At 73.8% G+C, this 17,042-nt stretch carries 13 protein-coding genes; 5 read left to right on the forward strand and 8 right to left on the reverse strand.

Annotated elements, in window-relative coordinates; genetic code table 11:
- Positions 1-4 precede the first annotated feature (4 nt).
- Positions 5-1,510 (forward strand): polysaccharide biosynthesis tyrosine autokinase, encoded by a 1,506-nt coding sequence (locus LQ940_RS03415; RefSeq protein ID WP_231244408.1) that lies wholly within the window; start codon positions 5-7, stop codon positions 1,508-1,510.
- Positions 1,511-1,518: 8 nt separating this feature from the next.
- Here the strand turns inward: LQ940_RS03415 and LQ940_RS03420 are convergent, their stop codons facing one another.
- From LQ940_RS03420 to LQ940_RS03450, 7 genes are all read right to left on the reverse strand, one after another.
- Positions 1,519-3,282 carry a right-handed parallel beta-helix repeat-containing protein gene (locus LQ940_RS03420; RefSeq protein WP_231244407.1) on the reverse strand — a complete coding sequence of 588 codons (1,764 nt, stop codon included), beginning with the start codon at positions 3,280-3,282 and terminating at the stop codon, positions 1,519-1,521.
- A gap of 75 nt (positions 3,283-3,357) precedes the next feature.
- Positions 3,358-4,863: a glucosamine inositolphosphorylceramide transferase family protein gene (locus LQ940_RS03425; RefSeq protein WP_231244406.1), complete on the reverse strand. Its 1,506-nt coding sequence runs from the start codon at positions 4,861-4,863 to the stop codon at positions 3,358-3,360.
- Complete coding sequence (locus LQ940_RS03430) at positions 4,860-5,504, reverse strand: arsenate reductase/protein-tyrosine-phosphatase family protein (protein WP_231244405.1); 645 nt, start codon at positions 5,502-5,504, stop codon at positions 4,860-4,862. The genes LQ940_RS03425 and LQ940_RS03430 overlap by 4 nt, the downstream gene beginning before the upstream one ends.
- The gene (locus tag LQ940_RS03435; protein ID WP_231244404.1) at positions 5,501-6,733 is read right to left on the reverse strand and encodes a hypothetical protein; all 1,233 of its coding nucleotides are present in this window, start codon (positions 6,731-6,733) and stop codon (positions 5,501-5,503) included. Before LQ940_RS03435 ends, LQ940_RS03430 begins: the two co-directional genes overlap by 4 nt.
- Positions 6,734-6,741: 8 nt before the next feature.
- Positions 6,742-8,022, reverse strand: a complete 1,281-nt coding sequence (locus LQ940_RS03440) for a hypothetical protein (RefSeq protein WP_231244403.1) — start codon at positions 8,020-8,022, stop codon at positions 6,742-6,744.
- Complete coding sequence (locus LQ940_RS03445) at positions 8,019-9,173, reverse strand: DUF1972 domain-containing protein (RefSeq protein WP_231244402.1); 1,155 nt, start codon at positions 9,171-9,173, stop codon at positions 8,019-8,021. The genes LQ940_RS03440 and LQ940_RS03445 overlap by 4 nt, the downstream gene beginning before the upstream one ends.
- Positions 9,174-9,971: a CDP-alcohol phosphatidyltransferase family protein gene (locus LQ940_RS03450; protein WP_231244401.1), complete on the reverse strand. Its 798-nt coding sequence runs from the start codon at positions 9,969-9,971 to the stop codon at positions 9,174-9,176.
- A gap of 180 nt (positions 9,972-10,151) precedes the next feature.
- Here LQ940_RS03450 and LQ940_RS03455 point away from each other — a divergent pair, with 180 nt between their 5' ends.
- Positions 10,152-11,324, forward strand: coding sequence for a glycosyltransferase family 4 protein (locus LQ940_RS03455; protein ID WP_231244400.1), 1,173 nt, complete (start codon positions 10,152-10,154; stop codon positions 11,322-11,324).
- Here the strand turns inward: LQ940_RS03455 and LQ940_RS03460 are convergent.
- Complete coding sequence (locus LQ940_RS03460) at positions 11,281-11,733, reverse strand: adenylyltransferase/cytidyltransferase family protein (protein ID WP_231244399.1); 453 nt, start codon at positions 11,731-11,733, stop codon at positions 11,281-11,283. The genes LQ940_RS03455 and LQ940_RS03460 overlap by 44 nt on opposite strands.
- 186 nt (positions 11,734-11,919) lie before the next feature.
- Here LQ940_RS03460 and LQ940_RS03465 point away from each other — a divergent pair, with 186 nt between their 5' ends.
- The 3 genes from LQ940_RS03465 (at position 11,920) to LQ940_RS03475 (ending at position 17,042) form a co-directional block, all read left to right on the forward strand.
- Positions 11,920-12,669 carry a siderophore-interacting protein gene (locus LQ940_RS03465; protein WP_231244398.1) on the forward strand — a complete coding sequence of 250 codons (750 nt, stop codon included), beginning with the start codon at positions 11,920-11,922 and terminating at the stop codon, positions 12,667-12,669.
- Positions 12,670-12,768: 99 nt separating this feature from the next.
- Entirely contained in the window at positions 12,769-16,311 is a 3,543-nt protein-coding gene (mfd, locus tag LQ940_RS03470; RefSeq protein ID WP_231244397.1) for a transcription-repair coupling factor, read from the forward strand.
- 35 nt (positions 16,312-16,346) lie between these two features.
- On the forward strand, positions 16,347-17,042 hold the full coding sequence (locus LQ940_RS03475) for a hypothetical protein (protein ID WP_231244396.1): 696 nt from the start codon (positions 16,347-16,349) through the stop codon (positions 17,040-17,042).

Below are 17,042 nucleotides of genomic sequence, written 5' to 3' on the forward strand. Positions count from 1 at the left end.
GACGATGACCTTCGCCGAGTACTTCACGATCCTGCAGCGTCGCTGGCGGGTGTGGGTGGCGGGCCTGGTCCTGGGACTGCTGGCCGGGGCCGCGGCCATCGCGACCGCCGAGACCCTCTACACGGCCACCGCGACGTCCTTCGTCACCGTGGCCGAGCAGGTCGACGACACCGGACAGGGGGAGATCTTCCAAGGCTCGCAGTTCGCGGTCCAGCGTGTGAAGTCCTACGCGCCGCTGGTCAAGAGCCCCGACGTCCTGGGGCCGGTGATCAGCGAGCTCGGCCTGGACGTGACCGAGCGTGAGCTGGCCACCCTGGTCTCGGTCTCGAGCGCCCCGGAGACCGTCCTGCTCGACGTGTCGGTCGAGGATCCCGACCCGGCCCGCGCGGCCCGAACGGCGGACGCCGTCTCGGAGCAGCTGGGCACGGTCATCGAGGGTCTCGAGACCACGCGCGAGGGGGGACCGTCGAACGTGCGGGTCTCGCTGGCCCGCCCCGCCGAGGTCCCCGTGAAGCCGTCGTCACCGCGGGTGCTGGTGGATCTGCTCCTGGGTGCGGTGGCCGGGCTCGCGCTGGGCCTCATGGGCGCCGTCCTGCGACACCACCTCGACACGCGGGTGAAGACACAGGACGGGGTGCGCGCCTTGACGGACATGTCGCCCCTCGGGGCGACCCTCTACGAGCGCTCGGCCGCGAAGCGTCCACTGGTGGCGCTGGACTGGCGATCATCGTCGGCGGAGAGGTACCGGACCATCCGGACGGCCCTCAAGTTCGCCACCGTCGACCGGGAGCTGCGGCACTTCGCCGTCACCTCCTCCGCCGCCGGCGAGGGGAAGACCACCGTCGCCTGCAACCTGGCCATCAGCTGGGCCCAGAGCGGCGCCTCCGTGTGCCTGGTGGAGGCGGACCTGCGGCGTCCCGGCGTGTCGAGGTTCCTGGGGATCGACGGCAGCCTGGGCCTCTCGGACGTGGTCGTGGGGGAGAGCCGCCTCGACGACGTGCTGGTGCCGTGGAACCAGGCGCTGCTGACCGTGCTGCCCGCCGGCTCCCTGCCTCCGGACCCGGCGGCCCTGCTGGGATCCTCGGCGATGGCCACCCTCGTGGAGACCCTGCACGGACGGTTCGACGTGGTCATCTACGACTCGCCGCCGTTGCTCTCGGTCACCGACGGCGTGGTCCTCGGTCACCAGATGGACGGCGTCGTCCTGGTCATGCGGGCGTTCTCGACGCGGCCCGAGCACGTGCGGTCCAGCATCGAGCGCCTGCGCAACGCGCGGGTCGACCTGCTCGGCACGGTGCTCACCCGGGAGCGGTCCCGGCGCGGCGGCGAGCACGACTACCGCTCGGAGCTGACGCGGGACCGCGGCGAGCTGTCGCCGCTGCCGCCCGACCTCGCGACCGACCGGGCACGGGCGGCCGCGTCGCCGCCCGCCCAGCACCCCGCGCCCAAGACGAACGGGGTGTCGCTGACCCGGGTGCGGATCGACGCCGGTGGGGGCTGCGATCGCTAGGCGTGCGCCTAGCCGAGCCACGCCCCGAGATGGCGCTCGCCGGAGCGCCGGCCGAGGACCCGCGCGAGCCGCGGCGGCAGGAGGACGGCGGTCGTACGCGCGCGGGAGGCGACCCGCTTGGTCGCGCGCAGGGACCCGGTCACGGCAGGAGCCCCGACCAGCTCCAGGGAGCGCCGCTCCTGGCCGGTGGCCGAGCGGAAGCCCCGCAACGACGTGTAGACCGCGGGGTCGCGAGACGCCCGCGACCAGACGACGACCCACGAGGGGGACCTGCGGTCGCGACGGTGGTAGACGTTGCCCGAGGCTCGGACCCGCAGCTCCTCCGCGGTGAACCGACCGGAGTAGTCCTCCACGCAGAGCAGGCAGTTGCCGGACCTGGAGGCCGACAGGATGTTGTTGTGGACCTGGACCGGTCCGTTGATCCACGGCATGGTGCGGTCGGGCCGCGGCTGCCGGGGGTCACGACCCTCGGTCTCGTCGTCCGCCGGGTCGCGGTCGTCCTGGACGATGTTGATCGGCCGGCCGTTGCCCACGACGGTGTTGTTCCACAGCCGCACGTCGCTGGTGTCGTTGACCTTGATCCCGTCGTCGGCGTTGCCCTCGATCACGGTGTCGGCCACGACCGCCTTGGCGGAGATCTCCAGCGCCAGGCCGTGGTGGAGGTTGTCGCGCATCGAGGAGTCGGTCACGCGGATGTCGTAGGAGGACTCGTCGAGCCACAGGCCGTTCCCGGCGTTGCGGCTGAGGACGCTGTTGCGGACCCGGATCCCGCGGGTGCGGTCGACCTTGATGCCGCCGGCGACGGGCGAGTAGTTGAACCGCTCGGTGTTGTTGCCGCGCACGCGCAGCCCGTTGATGCGCAGCCCGTCGGCGTACGTCGCACCGGCTCCGAGCATGCCGTTGCCCGCCAGCACCAGCCGGATGAGTTTGGCGTTGCTGGCCGAGACGTGCAGCCCGGTCGTCGCGTTGTCCTCGATCCGCAGGTCCCTCAGCGTCACGCCCGGCGCCTCGACCGTCACCGCACCCATGTGCGGCACCGAGGGAGCGAAGCGGCGCACGCCGATGCCGCGCACCGACGTGCGGCGGCCGCGGATCGACATCGCCTTGGCGAGGTCGCTCGCGCGCACCGACCGCCCGCGTGGGTCGGTCCCGACGTGGAGGCGGTCACGGGCGTCGTCGACGAAGAAGGTGCCCGGCCGCAGGCGGGCGAGCGAGGCCACCTGCCGCAGCTCCCTCGACCCCACCCAGACCTGGTCGGGGTGGGCGGCCATGGGGTGGGCCCGGTTGAGGAACGACCAGGACTCCGCCTCGTTGTCGGGCGCGCCCCAGTGGTAGGTCGGGCTGCTGTCGAACTCCGTCCGCCAACCGTCATGGACGTAGCCGCCGCCCTCCTGGCGCCAGCCCCTGACGAGGCGGGAGCCCTCGAGCCACACGCGGCTGCCGCGCGCGTTGCGCAGGGAGAGCCGCTTGCCCGCCGGGATCACGATCCCCTCGTGGTAGACGCCGCCGTGCACCACGATCCGGTCGCCCGACCGGGCGCGACTCACGGCCGCCCGGATCGAGCGCAGGGGCGCGGCCGACGAGCCGCGGGCGGAGTCGTGCCCGGTGGTGGCCACGTGCAGGGTCGCCGGGCGGGCGGCCGGCGACGGGGCAGCCGCGTCGCGCGCGCCGGGCACGGCGGCCGTCGTGGTCGCAGGCAGCAGGCTCGCCAGGAGGGTCAGCGAGAGCACCAGCAGCAGCTGGCGCGCCGAGGTGGACATGCTCCGAGACATCACGATTCAGGCTCCGGGCGGCCCCGGCTCTGCCCGGGGCGCCTCTATCCAAGGTGACACTCCCGGCTGCGGCGGTCAACCGGGCCAGCGCAGACGGGGGGACCTGGAGGAGCCGTCGATGACCTCGAGGCGGCCGGCCCGGTTGAGCGTGTGCAGCCGGCTGCCGCGCCAGTCCTCGCCCGCCGTGAGGCGGCCGATGGTGCGCTGCTCGAACGCGTCGGCGTCCAGCCGCACCACCTCGGCGAGGGTGAGGGCGGAGCCGTAGCCCCCCGTGCCGTCCTGGGCCGGGCGCACTAGTCGCCCGTCCCGCTCCAGGACCCGGCCGGCGGGGCGCGCGCTGGCGATGTCCAGGACGACCGGGTTCGCGCGGTGCGGCGTCCAGGGGCCGCGCAGGTCGTCGGCGTACCAGAGGTGGAGGGCGTCGGAGCACGAGCCGCCGCCGCGGACCGTGGCCGAGAGCCACCACCGGCCGCCGTGGCGGAAGGGGGTGACGTCGTTGGCGTCCACGTCGCGCAGCAGCACCGTGTCGAGCACCCAGGAGCGGGGGAAGTCGGTGGCCCGGTACAGCTCGACGGTGCCGGCCGCCGAGGTCTCGGGGATCATCCACACCTCCCCGTCCTGCTCCAGCACACACGGGTAGGACAGGTGGACCTCGTGCTCGAGGACGCACACCGGGGTGCCCATCGGTCCCTGGTCGTCGAACTCGACCACGGAGATGACGCCCTTGCCGACGCGGTGGTCGTAGTCCTCGACGAAGAGGTAGGTGCGGCCGGCGACCTTGAGGGGGAAGGGGTCGGCGTAGAAGTGGTGGCCGTCGTCGGGCAGGTCCTGCCACCCCGAGGCCGGGTGCTGCAGGGTGTCGACCACGCCCGGCCCGTCGACGAAGCGCCAGCCGACCCGCCAGTGCGGGGTCCGGTAGAAAATGCGGGCGGCCCGGCGCAGGGGCACCCTCGCCACGGCCCGCGCCGCCTGGTGCGTGAGGGATCGACCGCCGGTGGGACGGCGGTCCACGGCCGGCTCCTCCAGAAGCCGCGGTGGCCGCCCCGCGACGGCGGCGACGAGGAGGCTGACGCAGCCGGCCAGCACGTCGTCGAGGGCGGCCGCGGTCACGCCGGGCCACTCGCTGCCGGGACGCGCGCTGGCGACGGCGGTGCCGGAGGCGTCGACGACCTCGACCACCGGGAACCGCCCGGCGACCAACGCGGCCGCGGCGGCACCCTCACCCCGGCGACCGTCGAAGGTCAGCGACCAGCCCTCGTCCTGGCCCGCGTGGCCCGCGTGGCCCGCCGGCCCGGCGGTCAGGTCGAGGACGAGCACCCGTCCGCTCTCGGGCCGCCCCGTGCTCAGGTGGGCCAGGCGCTCTCGCCCCGCGCGGGCCGCCCCGGCGCTCGGTAGCCGGTGCAGCCTCCTCTCGATCGCGAGCAGCCGCTCGAGGTCGCGCTCGGGGACCGGCTCGTGGTCGCACCAGGCGACCCCCACCCCCAGGTGCCCCATGCGGCACAGCGCGGCGGCCAGGTCGAGGTGCCAGCCGCGAGGCCCGACGGCCGGCAGCCGGAGCTCGACGTACGTGGCGGTGCTCATCGCAGGTGAGCGAGCACGCCATGGGCGAGGGTCGCCGCGAGCCGGTCGGCCGTGGGCATGGTGAGGCGGAGGACGATGCCGTGGGGGGCGCGTGCTCCCTCGTGGGCGTCCGGCACGTCGTGGGTGTGCACCTGGAGTCGGCGCCATGGCAGCGTCCTGGTGGGCAGCCGCTGGACGCGCGGCAGGTCGATGAAGCCGCGGCTGTGGTGCAGCTGGGTGGTCAGGGTGCGCAGGTTCCCCTCCATGGTGCGCTCCTCGACGCGGAAGGAGACCGCCTCGGCCAGCTCGGCGGCCTCCCGCAGGGTGAAGGTGCGGCCGATGGAGCCGGGCCGGGCGCGCTTGACGATCTCCGAGCGCAGGGCCCGGTCGGCGGTCAGGATCAGGTCGGCCCGGTCGATCTGCTCGTCGGTGAGCGCGCGGGACCGGTGCTGCTCGAGCGTGAGCCACGGCAGGCCGCGCGATTTGGTCAACCGCGCGATCTCGGGGCACGCGCCGTCGCCCTCTGCGGCGCTCACGCCGGCGCTGCGCACGTCGACGTCGCCGCCGAACCCGCGGGCGAGGAAGGAGCGCTCCAGGCAGAGGGCCATGAGGGGGGAGCGGCAGACGTTGGCCGCGCACACGGTGAGGACGGTGAAGCTCATGGCTCCTCCTGGGGGGATCGGGGCGGCAGCGCCAGGGCGACGAGGAGGAAGGTGATGCCCGAGGGCGTGGCGTCGAGGACCCCGCTCTCCAGGAAGCTGCGTCCCAGCAGCAGGAGCAGCAGGGCCGCCGAGAGCGAGCGCATCGGCGGCCGCGTCGCGGCGACCCGGGCGCCGGTCGCCAGGACGAGCAGGAGCAGCAGCGCGGTGCCGGCCACCCCGGCCTGCACGTACGCCGAGACCCAGGTGCTGTCGAGGATCTGGTCGGAGCGGTACATCGCGGAGACCGGGATCTGCTTCACGGCTAGACCCACTCCCAGGACCTTCTCCGGCCAGGTGTCGGCGAAGTTGAAGGCGGCGTGCCAGGCGACGGTCCGCGAGTTCAGGGTCAGGAGGCTGGCCGAGTCACCGCGCGTGGCGTAGGCGTTGACCACCGGCGTGAGGAACACGATGCCGAGCACCGACGGGATCGCCAGCAGCCCGGCGCACATCATCGGCACGGGGATCCGCGGGGCCATCAGGACCAGCACCAGCGCCGCGAGCACGAGGGCGACCAGACCGGTGCGCGTCCCGGTCAGCCAGATCACGCCGACGCACGGCGCGATCGCCGCCACGTCCCTCCAGGTCGCGTAGCGGTGGACGCAGCGCCACAGGATGCACAGGAGCGGCACGCTGACCAGCAGCGAGATCTCGTTGGCGTTGAGCGGGGGCAGCCCCCCGTAGAGCCGCCCGGAGGAGGCGAGCGACCCCAAGCCGGTCACCGACGCGAACCCGGCGAGCAGGAGCATGGCGCAGGTGAGGGCGCTGAGCAGCTCCCCGGCTGGGAAGGCATGGACCAGGCAGACCGCGGTCGCCGCGAGGATGAGCAGCCGTGAGGCCAGCACCAGCGTGGGCATCGCGGAGTCGTACAGGGCGGCGCCCACCGTCGTGACGGACAGGTAGGCCGCGAGCAGCGGCAGGGGGCCGACGCGGAGCCGGGCCCAGGGGATGCCCCTCGCGGGTGCGGTGGCGGCCGCGGCGAGCGCGACCAGGCTGAGGACCGCCTTGGCCATGACCACGGCGTCGACCCCGCCGGAGAAGTAGCTGCCCTTGCGCCAGGCCACCGAGGAGACGAGCAGCAGCAGGCAGACGACGAGGGCCCTGGCGGGTGGGCGGCTCAGAGGCGAGACGACGCCGAGGTCCGCACGCGTGGGGGCCACCCGCGTCGAGGCAGCGGGGTGCGATGCGGGCACCGCCGTCCTCATGACGTCACCGCCGGCTGCGTGGAGGGCTCGGGGCGCTCCGCACACCGGGGGACGAGCAGGCACTGCCGGCACACGACGCCGGCCGCCACCGAGCCGGCGGACAGCAGCCAGGGAGCCACCGAGACCGGGAGCCCCAGCCAGAGCAGCGCCGCGGCGGTGGCGCCGAGCCCGGCCAGCGAGTCCAGCACCCGCAGCCCGAGCACCTTGGCCTGGTCGCCACGTACGGCGGCCAGGGTGCCGTAGGGGAGCACCACGGCGCAGGACGCGGCGTAGACGGCCCACCCGAGCACGGCGAGCGTGGCCAGGTCGAAGCGCCCGGCGGTGAGCACGGTCCCCAGGTGCGGCGCTCCCGCGGTGGCGGCGACCGCCACCACGGCGCAGAGGCCGAGCAGGAGCGTCGCGCCGCGATCCGCCCGGCGCAGCAGGGCGGACATCGGCTCCTCCCGGCCGACGGCGTACGACGAGAAGAGGTAGGCGCCGACGCCCTGCACCAGGAGCATCGCCGGCGCGGCGAAGAGCCGGGCGGCCTCCAGCTCGCCCACCGCCACCTGGCCTACGGTGACCAGCACGACCCAGCGCACGAGGTTCAGCGTCGTCGGACGCACGAACTGCTGCACCGCGCGCCAGGAGCCGAACGACAGCACGGCGTGCAGCGCCCTGGCCCGCCCCGCGCCGCGGTGTCGCAGAGGCCACCGGCGCTCGCGGCGCGGCAACGCGCGCAGGCACCCGGCGCACGCCACCACCTGTCCCACCAGCAGCGCGGACAGGAAGCTGCCGAGCGAGAGGCCGCCGCCGCTGAGCAGACTCAGCAGCAGCATGCTCGCGACGAAGGCGCCGCAGTCGACCGCGACCAGGTGCCAGAACCGTTGGCACGCCATCAGCACGCGGCGCAGGAGGTCGGCCGTCATGAAGGCGGCCGTGGCGGCCGCGAAGAGCACCGCGGTGCCTGCGGGGAGGTCGCCCAGCGTCCAGGACAGCACCAGGGCGGCGCCGGAGGCGCCGGCGACGACGGCGACGGCGAGCCGGGCGAGGGCGGACCGGATGGCGGGGTCGTGGCGGTCCAGCACCGTCAGGGAGTCGCCGACCAGGCCGCTGGACACGGCGGTCGCGATCACCGCCGAGCCCAGGAGCATGGCGAAGACGCCCAGCCCTTCGGCGCCGAGCGCCCGGGCCGCCAGGAGCTGGAGGGCGAAGCTGCCGAGCGCCAGGACGGCCTGCGCGGCGACGGCCCCCACCGCGGCGGGCAGCCGGGGGCGCGGGGGCGCGGGGGCTCTCACACCGCGCCCGCCGAGGCGCGCCGACGACCATCGGCGCTGTGTCGGATCGAGTGACCGCTCTCCAGCTTCTTGCACAGCTGCTCGTAGCCCGCGGCCACCTCCAGCCAGTCGTAGCGGTGGGCGGCCCGCGCGCGGTGGAGGGCGCCTCGCTCCCTGGCCAGCTCCGGCCGCAGCTCGGCGGCGTGCAGGAGCGCCGGAAGGTCCGCCGGCCCAGCGAAGTAGCCGCCGTGCTCACCGAGCACCTCACGGTTGAACGAGACGTCGTAGGCGAGCACGTGCGTCCCCGCGCCCATCGCCCGTAGGAGCGAGGGGTTCGTCCCACCCACGCTGTGGCCGTGCAGGTAGGTCAGGCAGTGCGCATAGAGCTGGTCGAGCAGCTCCTGGTCCCACACCCCGCCGACGATGCGGACCCGGGGATCCGGCCCGGCGGTCCGGCGGATCCGTTCGGTGTACGCGTCGGCGTACGGCGCCGAGCCGACGATGACGAGGGGCAGGCGCGCGCTCGAGCGGCGGTAGCCGTCGACGATCTCCTGGACGTGGTTCTCCGGCTCGAAGCGCGCGACGACCAGGTGGTAGCCGCCCGAGGTCACCTCGAGCTCCTCGATCCGGTCGTTTCCGGCCGCGACCTGGATCGGGGCGCCGTAGGAGAGCAGCTCCGTCTCCGCCCCGAACTCGTCGGTGTAGTAGTCGGCGATCCCCTGGGCGTCGGCGATCAGGGCGTCGGCCCAGCGCACGCAGTAGGACTCCGCCCAGCGGTAGTAGCGGCGTCCCGCTGCGCCCCACTTCGCCCGTCGCCACTCCAGGCCGTCCACGTGCACGGCCACGGGCGTGCCGGACAGCCGCAGCAGCGGGAGGAACGGCGCGTTGGCGGCGTTGAAGACGATCGCCACGTCGTGGCGGGGGTGGGTGAGCAGGTGAAGCGCCGAGAGGGCCGTGTGGCTGAGCGTCTCGACGGCCTTGCCCTTCCAGCTCCGGAGGTGGACGAGTCGCATCCCCAGGTAGTGGTCGGAGGCGGCGTCCTCCGTGTCGCGGCAGTAGACCGTCACCTCGTGGCCGCGGGCCACCAGCCGCCGGCCGATCTCCTCGACTGCGGTCTCGAAGCCCCCGTAGTGGGCGGGCACCCCGCGGGTCCCCAGCATCGCGATGCGCATCTACGCCCCCAGGACGTCGAGCAGGCGGAGCTCACGCCACCACTTGGCGCAGGCGAGCAGGAGGAAGGCGGCGTTGGCCGCCAGGAGGGCCGCGTAGCCGCCGAGGAAGACCTGGGGCCAGGCCAGGAGCACGAAGACCCAGCAGAAGGTCCCGTAGTCGTTGGGCAGCACCAGCCACGTCCGCAACGGATGCTCCCGGCGAGGCTCGGCCGCGGCAGCCAGGGGGGCTCGGCGTCGTAGGTAGGGCACCAGGATGATCCCGAAGTACGTCGTCATGTCCACGACCAGGAACACCATCGGGAGCACCAGTGCGGCCTCGGACTCCACCGGCGGGAACCGGAACAGCGAGACCAGCACGGCCAGGTGGAACGCGCAGGTCTTGACGCAGTCGAGGGTGTGATCGAGCCACTCGCCGGAGACCGAGCCGCCGCCGCGCAGCCGGGCCAGCTGGCCGTCGACGGAGTCCATGACGTAGCCGAGGGCGAGCAGCGCGGAGACGGAGAGGCCGAGCTCGAGCGAGGGCTCGTTGACGACGAGCAGCGCCAGCGCCGTGCCGGTGAGCAGCGCTCCGAAGACCGTGGCGGCGTTGGGTGAGAGCCCGACGACGTGGGCCGCGGCGGCGACCCGTCGGGCCACGGGCCGGTTGACCAGGCGCGAGTACGCCGGCGTCCCGCGCGACGGCTTCTGGGCCCTGCTCAGGGCCTCCCGGTGGACGCGGTACCACGCGAGCAGGGTGGCGTGCTCGGGGACGGGCTCGGGCGTGGGCGGCGTAGGGGTGAACGTCGGCGACACGGCCATCGGACGGCCTCCTGGAGTAGGCGGATCCGGGCGGCCTCGTCACGTGTCGGGCCGGGTCCGGGCCACGAACGTAAGGACGGCCCCGAGACCGAACGGCGCGCTCGGGGGAGACGTAGCCAATTTTGGGCATAGGCAGCGCGCAATCGCCGGCGCGGGACCGGGTCTTCCTTCACTGCACGGATGACCCAACGAACCGTGGTGATGGCCAACCCGTCTGCCGATGTCTACGGCGCGGACCTGCAGCTGCTGGAGAGCGTGACGGCCTACCGGGGGCGTGGCTGGCGGGTCGTCGTCGTGACGCCCTCGACCGGGCCGCTGCTGCCCCGGCTGGCCGCGCTCGGCGCCGAGGTCGAGCTGCTGCCGTTCCCGGTGCTGTGCCGGGCGGCGCTGTGCCCGGGCGGCGTCGCCGCGCTGGTCCGCGGCAGTCATGACGCCGTGACGCGGATGCGGCGGCTGCTGCAGCGCCTGCAGCCCGACGTCCTGTACGTCAACACGCTCACGCTGCCCTGGTGGCAGCTGGCCGGCAGGATGGCGGGGGTGCCGGTCCTGTGCCACGTGCACGAGGCCGAGGCCCGCGACCCGGCGTGGATGCGCGCCACGCTCGCGGCCCCGCTCGCGCTTGCCGACATGGTCGTCGCCAACAGCCGGACGACGATGGACCTCACCGTGCGCACGGCGCCGTACCTGCGGCGCCGGCTCCGGCTCGTGCCCAACGGCGTGCGCGGACCGGCCGGGCACCCCGTGCCCCACCCGCGAGACGGGCGGTTCCGGATGCTGGTCGTCGGCCGGCTCTCACCCCGCAAGGCACCCGAGGTGGCGATCGAGGCGACGGCCCTTCTGCGCGCGGCCGCACTGCCCGTGGAGCTCGAGCTCTGCGGCACGGCGGGACCGGGGCACGAGGCCTACGTGGAGGAGCTGCGGCAACGTGCCGAGAGCCCCGACCTCTTAGGGGCGGTGAGCTTCACGGGCTACCAGGCGCCGATCTGGCCGGCGCTGGAGCGGGCGGACGCCCTCGTGGCGACGTCCCTGGGGGAGTCCTTCGGCAACGCGGTGGTGGAGGGTCAGCTGGCGGGGCGGCCCGTGGTCGCCTCGGCCGTGCCGGGGCACCTGGAGACCGTGACGGACGGGGTGACGGGACTGCTGGTGCCGGCCCAGGACCCGGAGGCGCTCGCGGGCGCGGTCGCGCGGATCCTGGACGACCCGGAGCTCGGCCGGCGCCTGGCGGCGCAGGCGCTGCACGAGGCGGAGGAGCGGTTCGGGGTCCGGCGGTACGGCGAGGAGATCGCCTCGGCCGTCGACGACCTGGTCGTCAGATCCGGAGCTCGCGGGCGTCGGCCTGCGCTGCAACGCTAGCCGCGTCGAGCTGACGCAGCGCCAGCCGCAGCCCGGTGCTGGAGGTCTGGTGGGTGTAGGGGAAGTAGACGACCTCCACGCCCACCGAGCCCATGCGCAGCTCGAGCTGCTCGCCCTTCGGCGTGCCTCGCCAGTCGTCGCCCTTGAAGATGCGGTGGAAGCGCACCGCGTCCCACGCCACGAGCTTGTCCGGCACGTCCTCGACGTACACGGCGTCCACGACGTCGATGGCGCCGACGATGGCGACCCGCTCGTCGAGCGGGACGATCGGCCGCACGCCTTTCATCCGCAGGCAGAGCTCGTCGGAGACGATCCCTGCGACGAGCCGGTCGCACGTGCTGCGCGCCCGCCGGAGCAGGTTCAGATGGCCCACGTGGAACAGGTCGTACGCCCCGGGGGCGTATCCCACGACGCTTCTCATCGGTGTCTCCCTCGGTCGAGTGTCGAGCGGCTCGAACGTAGGAGCGGGAGAGCGGGGGGCGCTGGCTTGGGACGACGACTTACCCAAGACGGGTGACGCCCGCAGGGAGAGACGGACCGCCGGGTCCGGCGACAGGGAGTTAGGCTGACCTAACAACCGACCCCAGGAGCGCCCGTGCCCGGCACCACCCAGCTGACCGTCACGTCCACCGAGCAGGTCAGCCCCGCGCTGGTGCGCGTGCGGTTCCGCAGCGACGACCTCTCGGCCTTCGCGGCCAGCGCCGACACCGACCGCTACGTCAAGCTCGTCCTGCCCGTCGACGGCACCGACGTCGTGCGCACCTACACCGCGCTGGAGCCCGACGTCGACGCCGGCACGCTCGCGATCGAGTTCGTCGTGCACGGCGACACCGGCGTGGCCGGTCCCTGGGCCGCCTCCGCCCGCCCCGGCGACACCCTTCAGGTCCGCGGCCCCGGCGGCGCCTACGCCCCCTCTCCCGACGCCGACTGGCACCTGCTCGCCGGTGACGACGCCGCGATCCCGGCGATCCGGCAGGCCCTGGGCGCGCTTCCCGAGGGCGCCGTGGCCGACGTGCTGATCGAGGTGGAGGACGCCGCGCACCAGGTCGACCTGCCCCAGGCCGACGGCGTCACCGTCACCTGGGTGCACCGCCGCGGCGCGACCGAGGGCGACCCGCTCGTGGCCGCCGTCCGCGCCCTGCCCTGGCGCGAGGGCCGCGTGCACGCCTTCGTGCACGGCGAGGCGCAGGCCGTCATGCACGGCATCCGCCCCTACCTGCTCAAGGAGCGCGGCGTGCCGCGCGAGGACGCGTCGGTCTCGGGCTACTGGCGCCGGGGCCGCACCGAGGAGGGCTTCCGCGACTGGAAGGCCGAGCTCGCCGCCGCGGAGGCCGCTGCACGATGACCGGCGCCGCCACGAGGTCGTCGTAGACTGGGAGACGTCCACCCCCTGTCATCCGTGACCGGGGGCTGTCGTGTTGTCAGCCCTTCCCAGGAGCCCCCCGTGTCACTCGCCGGCCTCGCCGACGCCGTCCTGTCCGACCCGACCCTCGCCGACGTCCTCGCGGACGCCGAGGGCGGGCGGGTCCGCGCCCTCGACCTCACCGGCCCCGAGGCCATGCGCCCGTTCGTGGTGGCCGGGCTGGTCCGCGCCGGCCGCACGGTGCTCGCGGTCACCGCGACCTCCCGCGAGGCCGAGGACCTGGTCACCGCGCTCGGCGACCTGATCGACCCGGCCGGCGTCGGCTACTACCCCAGCTGGGAGACCCTGCCCCACGAGCGGCTCAGCCCCCGCAGCGACACCGTCGGTCGCCGCCTGGCGATCCTGCGCCGGCTGCGGCACCCCGGCAGCGACCCGAGCAACGGCCCGCTGCAGGTCGTCGTCGCGCCGGTCCGCTCCCTGCTGCAGCCGCAGGTCAAGGGGCTGGCCGACCTCGAGCCGGTCGAGCTGGCCGCCGGCGACACTCAGCCGCTCGACGACCTCGTACGCCGCCTGGCGGACGCCGCCTACTCCCGGGTCGACCTGGTGGAGCGCCGCGGCGAGTTCGCGGTGCGCGGCGGCATCGTCGACGTCTTCCCGCCCACCGAGGAGCACCCGCTGCGCGTGGAGCTGTGGGGCGACGAGGTCGAGGAGATCCGCTCGTTCTCCGTGGCCGACCAGCGCACCCTCGACAAGGTCGAGCGGCTCTGGGCGCCCCCGTGCCGCGAGCTGCTGCTCACCGACGAGGTACGCCGCCGCGCGGCCGAGCTCGGCCAGGCGCACCCGCAGCTGCTGGAGCTGACCGACAAGATCGCCGCCGGCATCGCCGTCGAGGGCATGGAGTCGCTGGCCCCCGTGCTCGTCGACGAGATGGAGCTGCTCGTCGACCTGATGCCGCCCCAGACCCACGTGCTCGTCCTCGACCCCGAGCGCGCCCGCAGCCGCGCCCACGACCTGGTCGCGACGAGCGAGGAGTTCCTCGGCGCGAGCTGGGCGGCCGCCGCCGGCGGCGGCACCGCCCCGATCGACCTCGGCGCGGCGTCGTACCACTCCCTCGCCGACGTCCGCCTGCACAGCCTGGAGCAGGGCAAGCCGTGGTGGACCGTGAGCCCCTTCGGCCTGGACGGCGCCCCGTCCGCCGACGGCAGCGCGGCCGACGCCGGGGTCCCGACCCGCGCCCTGCCGGCCGGCCCGGTCGACGCCTACCGCGGCGACCTCGACAAGGCGATCGCGGACCTCGACGGCTGGCTCCAGGACGGCTACCGCGCGGTGGTCGTCCACCCCGGCCACGGCCCGGCGCAGCGCATGGTGGAGGTCCTGGGCGAGCGCGAGATCGCGGCCCGCCTGGAGGAGGACCCCGACCGCATCGAGCACGGCGTCGTCACCGTCACCTGCGGCGCGCTGCAGCACGGCTTCGTCGACGACACCAACCGCCTGGTGCTGCTCACCGGCGAGGACCTCAGCGGCCAGCGCTCCAGCACGCGCGACATGCGCAAGATGCCCGCGCGGCGCAAGAAGCAGATCGACCCCCTCGAGCTCAAGGCCGGCGACTACGTCGTCCACGAGGCCCACGGCGTCGGGCGGTTCGTGGAGATGAAGCAGCGCGTCGTGGGCGGCGCCACCCGCGAGTACCTCGTCCTGGAGTACGGCGCCAGCAAGCGCGGCGGGCCTCCCGACCTGCTCTACGTCCCGGCCGACGCGCTCGACCAGGTGACCCGATACGTCGGCGGCGAGCAGCCCAGCCTGGACCGGCTCGGCGGCGCCGACTGGGCCAAGCGCAAGGGCCGCGCCCGCAAGGCGGTCCGCGAGATCGCGGCCGAGCTGATCAAGCTCTACGCCGCCCGGCAGGCCACCAAGGGCTTCGCCTTCGGGCCTGACACGCCCTGGCAGCGCGAGCTCGAGGACGCCTTCCCGTTCACCGAGACCGTCGACCAGCTGACGACGGTCGAGGAGGTGAAGTCCGACATGCGCCAGACCGTGCCGATGGACCGGCTGGTCTGCGGCGACGTCGGCTACGGCAAGACCGAGATCGCGGTGCGCGCGGCGTTCAAGGCGGTCCAGGACGGCAAGCAGGTCGCCGTGCTCGTGCCGACCACGCTGCTGGTGACCCAGCACCTGAGCACGTTCAGCGAGCGCATGAGCGGCTTCCCCGTGGTGGTCAAGGGGCTCAGCCGCTTCCAGACCCCCGCCGAGGCCAAGGAGGTCATGGCCGGACTGGCCGACGGCAGCGTCGACATCGTCGTGGGCACCCACCGGCTGCTCAACCCCGACATCCGGATGAAAGACCTGGGGCTCATCATCGTCGACGAGGAGCAGCGCTTCGGCGTCGAGCACAAGGAGCAGATGAAGCGCCTGCGCACCTCGGTCGACGTCCTGAGCATGAGCGCCACCCCGATCCCGCGCACGCTCGAGATGGCGATCACCGGCATCCGCGAGATGTCCACGATCACCACCCCGCCCGAGGAACGGCACCCGGTCCTCACCTACGTCGGCGCCTACGAGGACCGCCAGGTCATCGCCGCCGTACGCCGCGAGCTGCTGCGCGAGGGCCAGGTGTTCTACATCCACAACCGGGTCAACTCGATCGACAAGGCGGCGGCCAAGATCCGCGAGCTCGTGCCGGAGGCGCGGGTGGCGGTGGCGCACGGGCAGATGGGCGAGCACCAGCTCGAGCAGGTGATGCTGGACTTCTGGGAGAAGAGCTTCGACGTGCTCGTCTGCACGACGATCGTCGAGTCCGGGCTGGACGTGTCCAACGCCAACACGATGATCATCGAGCGCGCCGACACGCTGGGCCTCAGCCAGCTCCACCAGCTGCGCGGCCGGGTCGGCCGCAGCCGCGAGCGCGCCTACGCCTACTTCCTCTACCCGGCCGAGAAGCCGCTCACCGAGACCGCCCACGAGCGCCTCGCGACCCTGGCCCAGCACTCCGACCTCGGCGGCGGCATGGCGATCGCCATGAAGGACCTCGAGATCCGCGGCGCCGGCAACCTGCTCGGCGGCGAGCAGTCCGGCCACATCGCCGACGTCGGCTTCGACCTCTACGTGCGGCTGGTCGGCGAGGCCGTCAACGAGTTCAAGGGCGAGACGGAGCCCGAGCTCAACGAGGTGCGCATCGAGCTGCCCGTGGACGCCCACCTGCCGCACGACTACGTGCCGAGCGAGCGGCTGCGGCTGGAGATGTACAAGCGCCTTGCCGAGGTGCGCGCCGACGAGGACGTGGACCTGATCCGCGAGGAGATGCTGGACCGCTACGGCAACCCGCCGCAGGAGGTCGAGGCGCTGCTGCTGGTCGCTCGCTTCCGCGCCCGCGCCCGCGCCGCCGGCATCGGGGAGGTCACCATCGCCGGGAAGAACGTCCGCTTCGCGCCGGTCAGCCTGCCGGAGTCGCGGGTGCTCCGGCTGCAGCGCCTGTACCCGAAGTCCATCGTCAAGACCTCCGTCGACACCATCCTGGTGCCGCGCCCCGGCACCCCCGGGCGGACCGGCACGCCGCTCACCGGCATCGCCCTGCTTGAATGGGCCCGCGGCGTCATCGACAGCGTGATCGACCCGCCCCAGCAATGAGCCCCAGCACCAGCACGGCCATGAGGAGATTTCGCGTGACCAGCACCAGCCGAGTCCGACTGGCCACCGTGGCCGCCGCGCTGACCGTGGGCCTCACCGGCTGCGGCGTCGCCGGCACCTCCTTCCACCCCGGCGTGGCCGCCGACATCGACGGCGACACGGTCACGACCGCCCACGTCGACGAGCTGGTCTACGACTACTGCGAGGCGGTGCGCGACCAGCTGCGCCAGGACGGCAGCGCCGTCCCGCTCGGCTACCTGCGCTCCGGCGTCGTCGGCCAGCTCACGCTCGCCGCCGCGGCCGAGCAGCTGGCCGAGGAGCAGGGGGTCGAGCCGACCCAGGAGTACGCCAGCGCCCTGGCCCAGCTGCGGACCCAGACCGCCGGGCTCAGCGAGGCCCAGCGCGAGGCGGTCCTCGAGATCAACGGCTCGGGGGTCTACGTGCAGGCCGTCGAGCTCGCGGTCGGCCGCAAGCTGCTCGCCGAGGAGGGCCAGCGCTCGCCCGACGACCAGACCGCGGGGCAGCGTGGGGTCGACGAGCTCAACACGTGGCTCGAGGAGCACGACGTCGAGATCAACCCCGAGTACGGCATCGAGATCGTCGACGGGCAGCCGGTCGACGCCGACACCCAGCTGGCCGTCGGTGTCGGCGACACCGCCCGCACCGCGGCGCTCGAGGAGCCCGACCAGCAGTACGCCAAGAGCCTTCCGGCCTCGCAGCGCTGCGACTGA

Origin of the sequence: Nocardioides sp. cx-173, from assembly GCF_021117365.1 — a bacterium.
In the GTDB taxonomy this organism is placed as follows: domain Bacteria; phylum Actinomycetota; class Actinomycetes; order Propionibacteriales; family Nocardioidaceae; genus Nocardioides.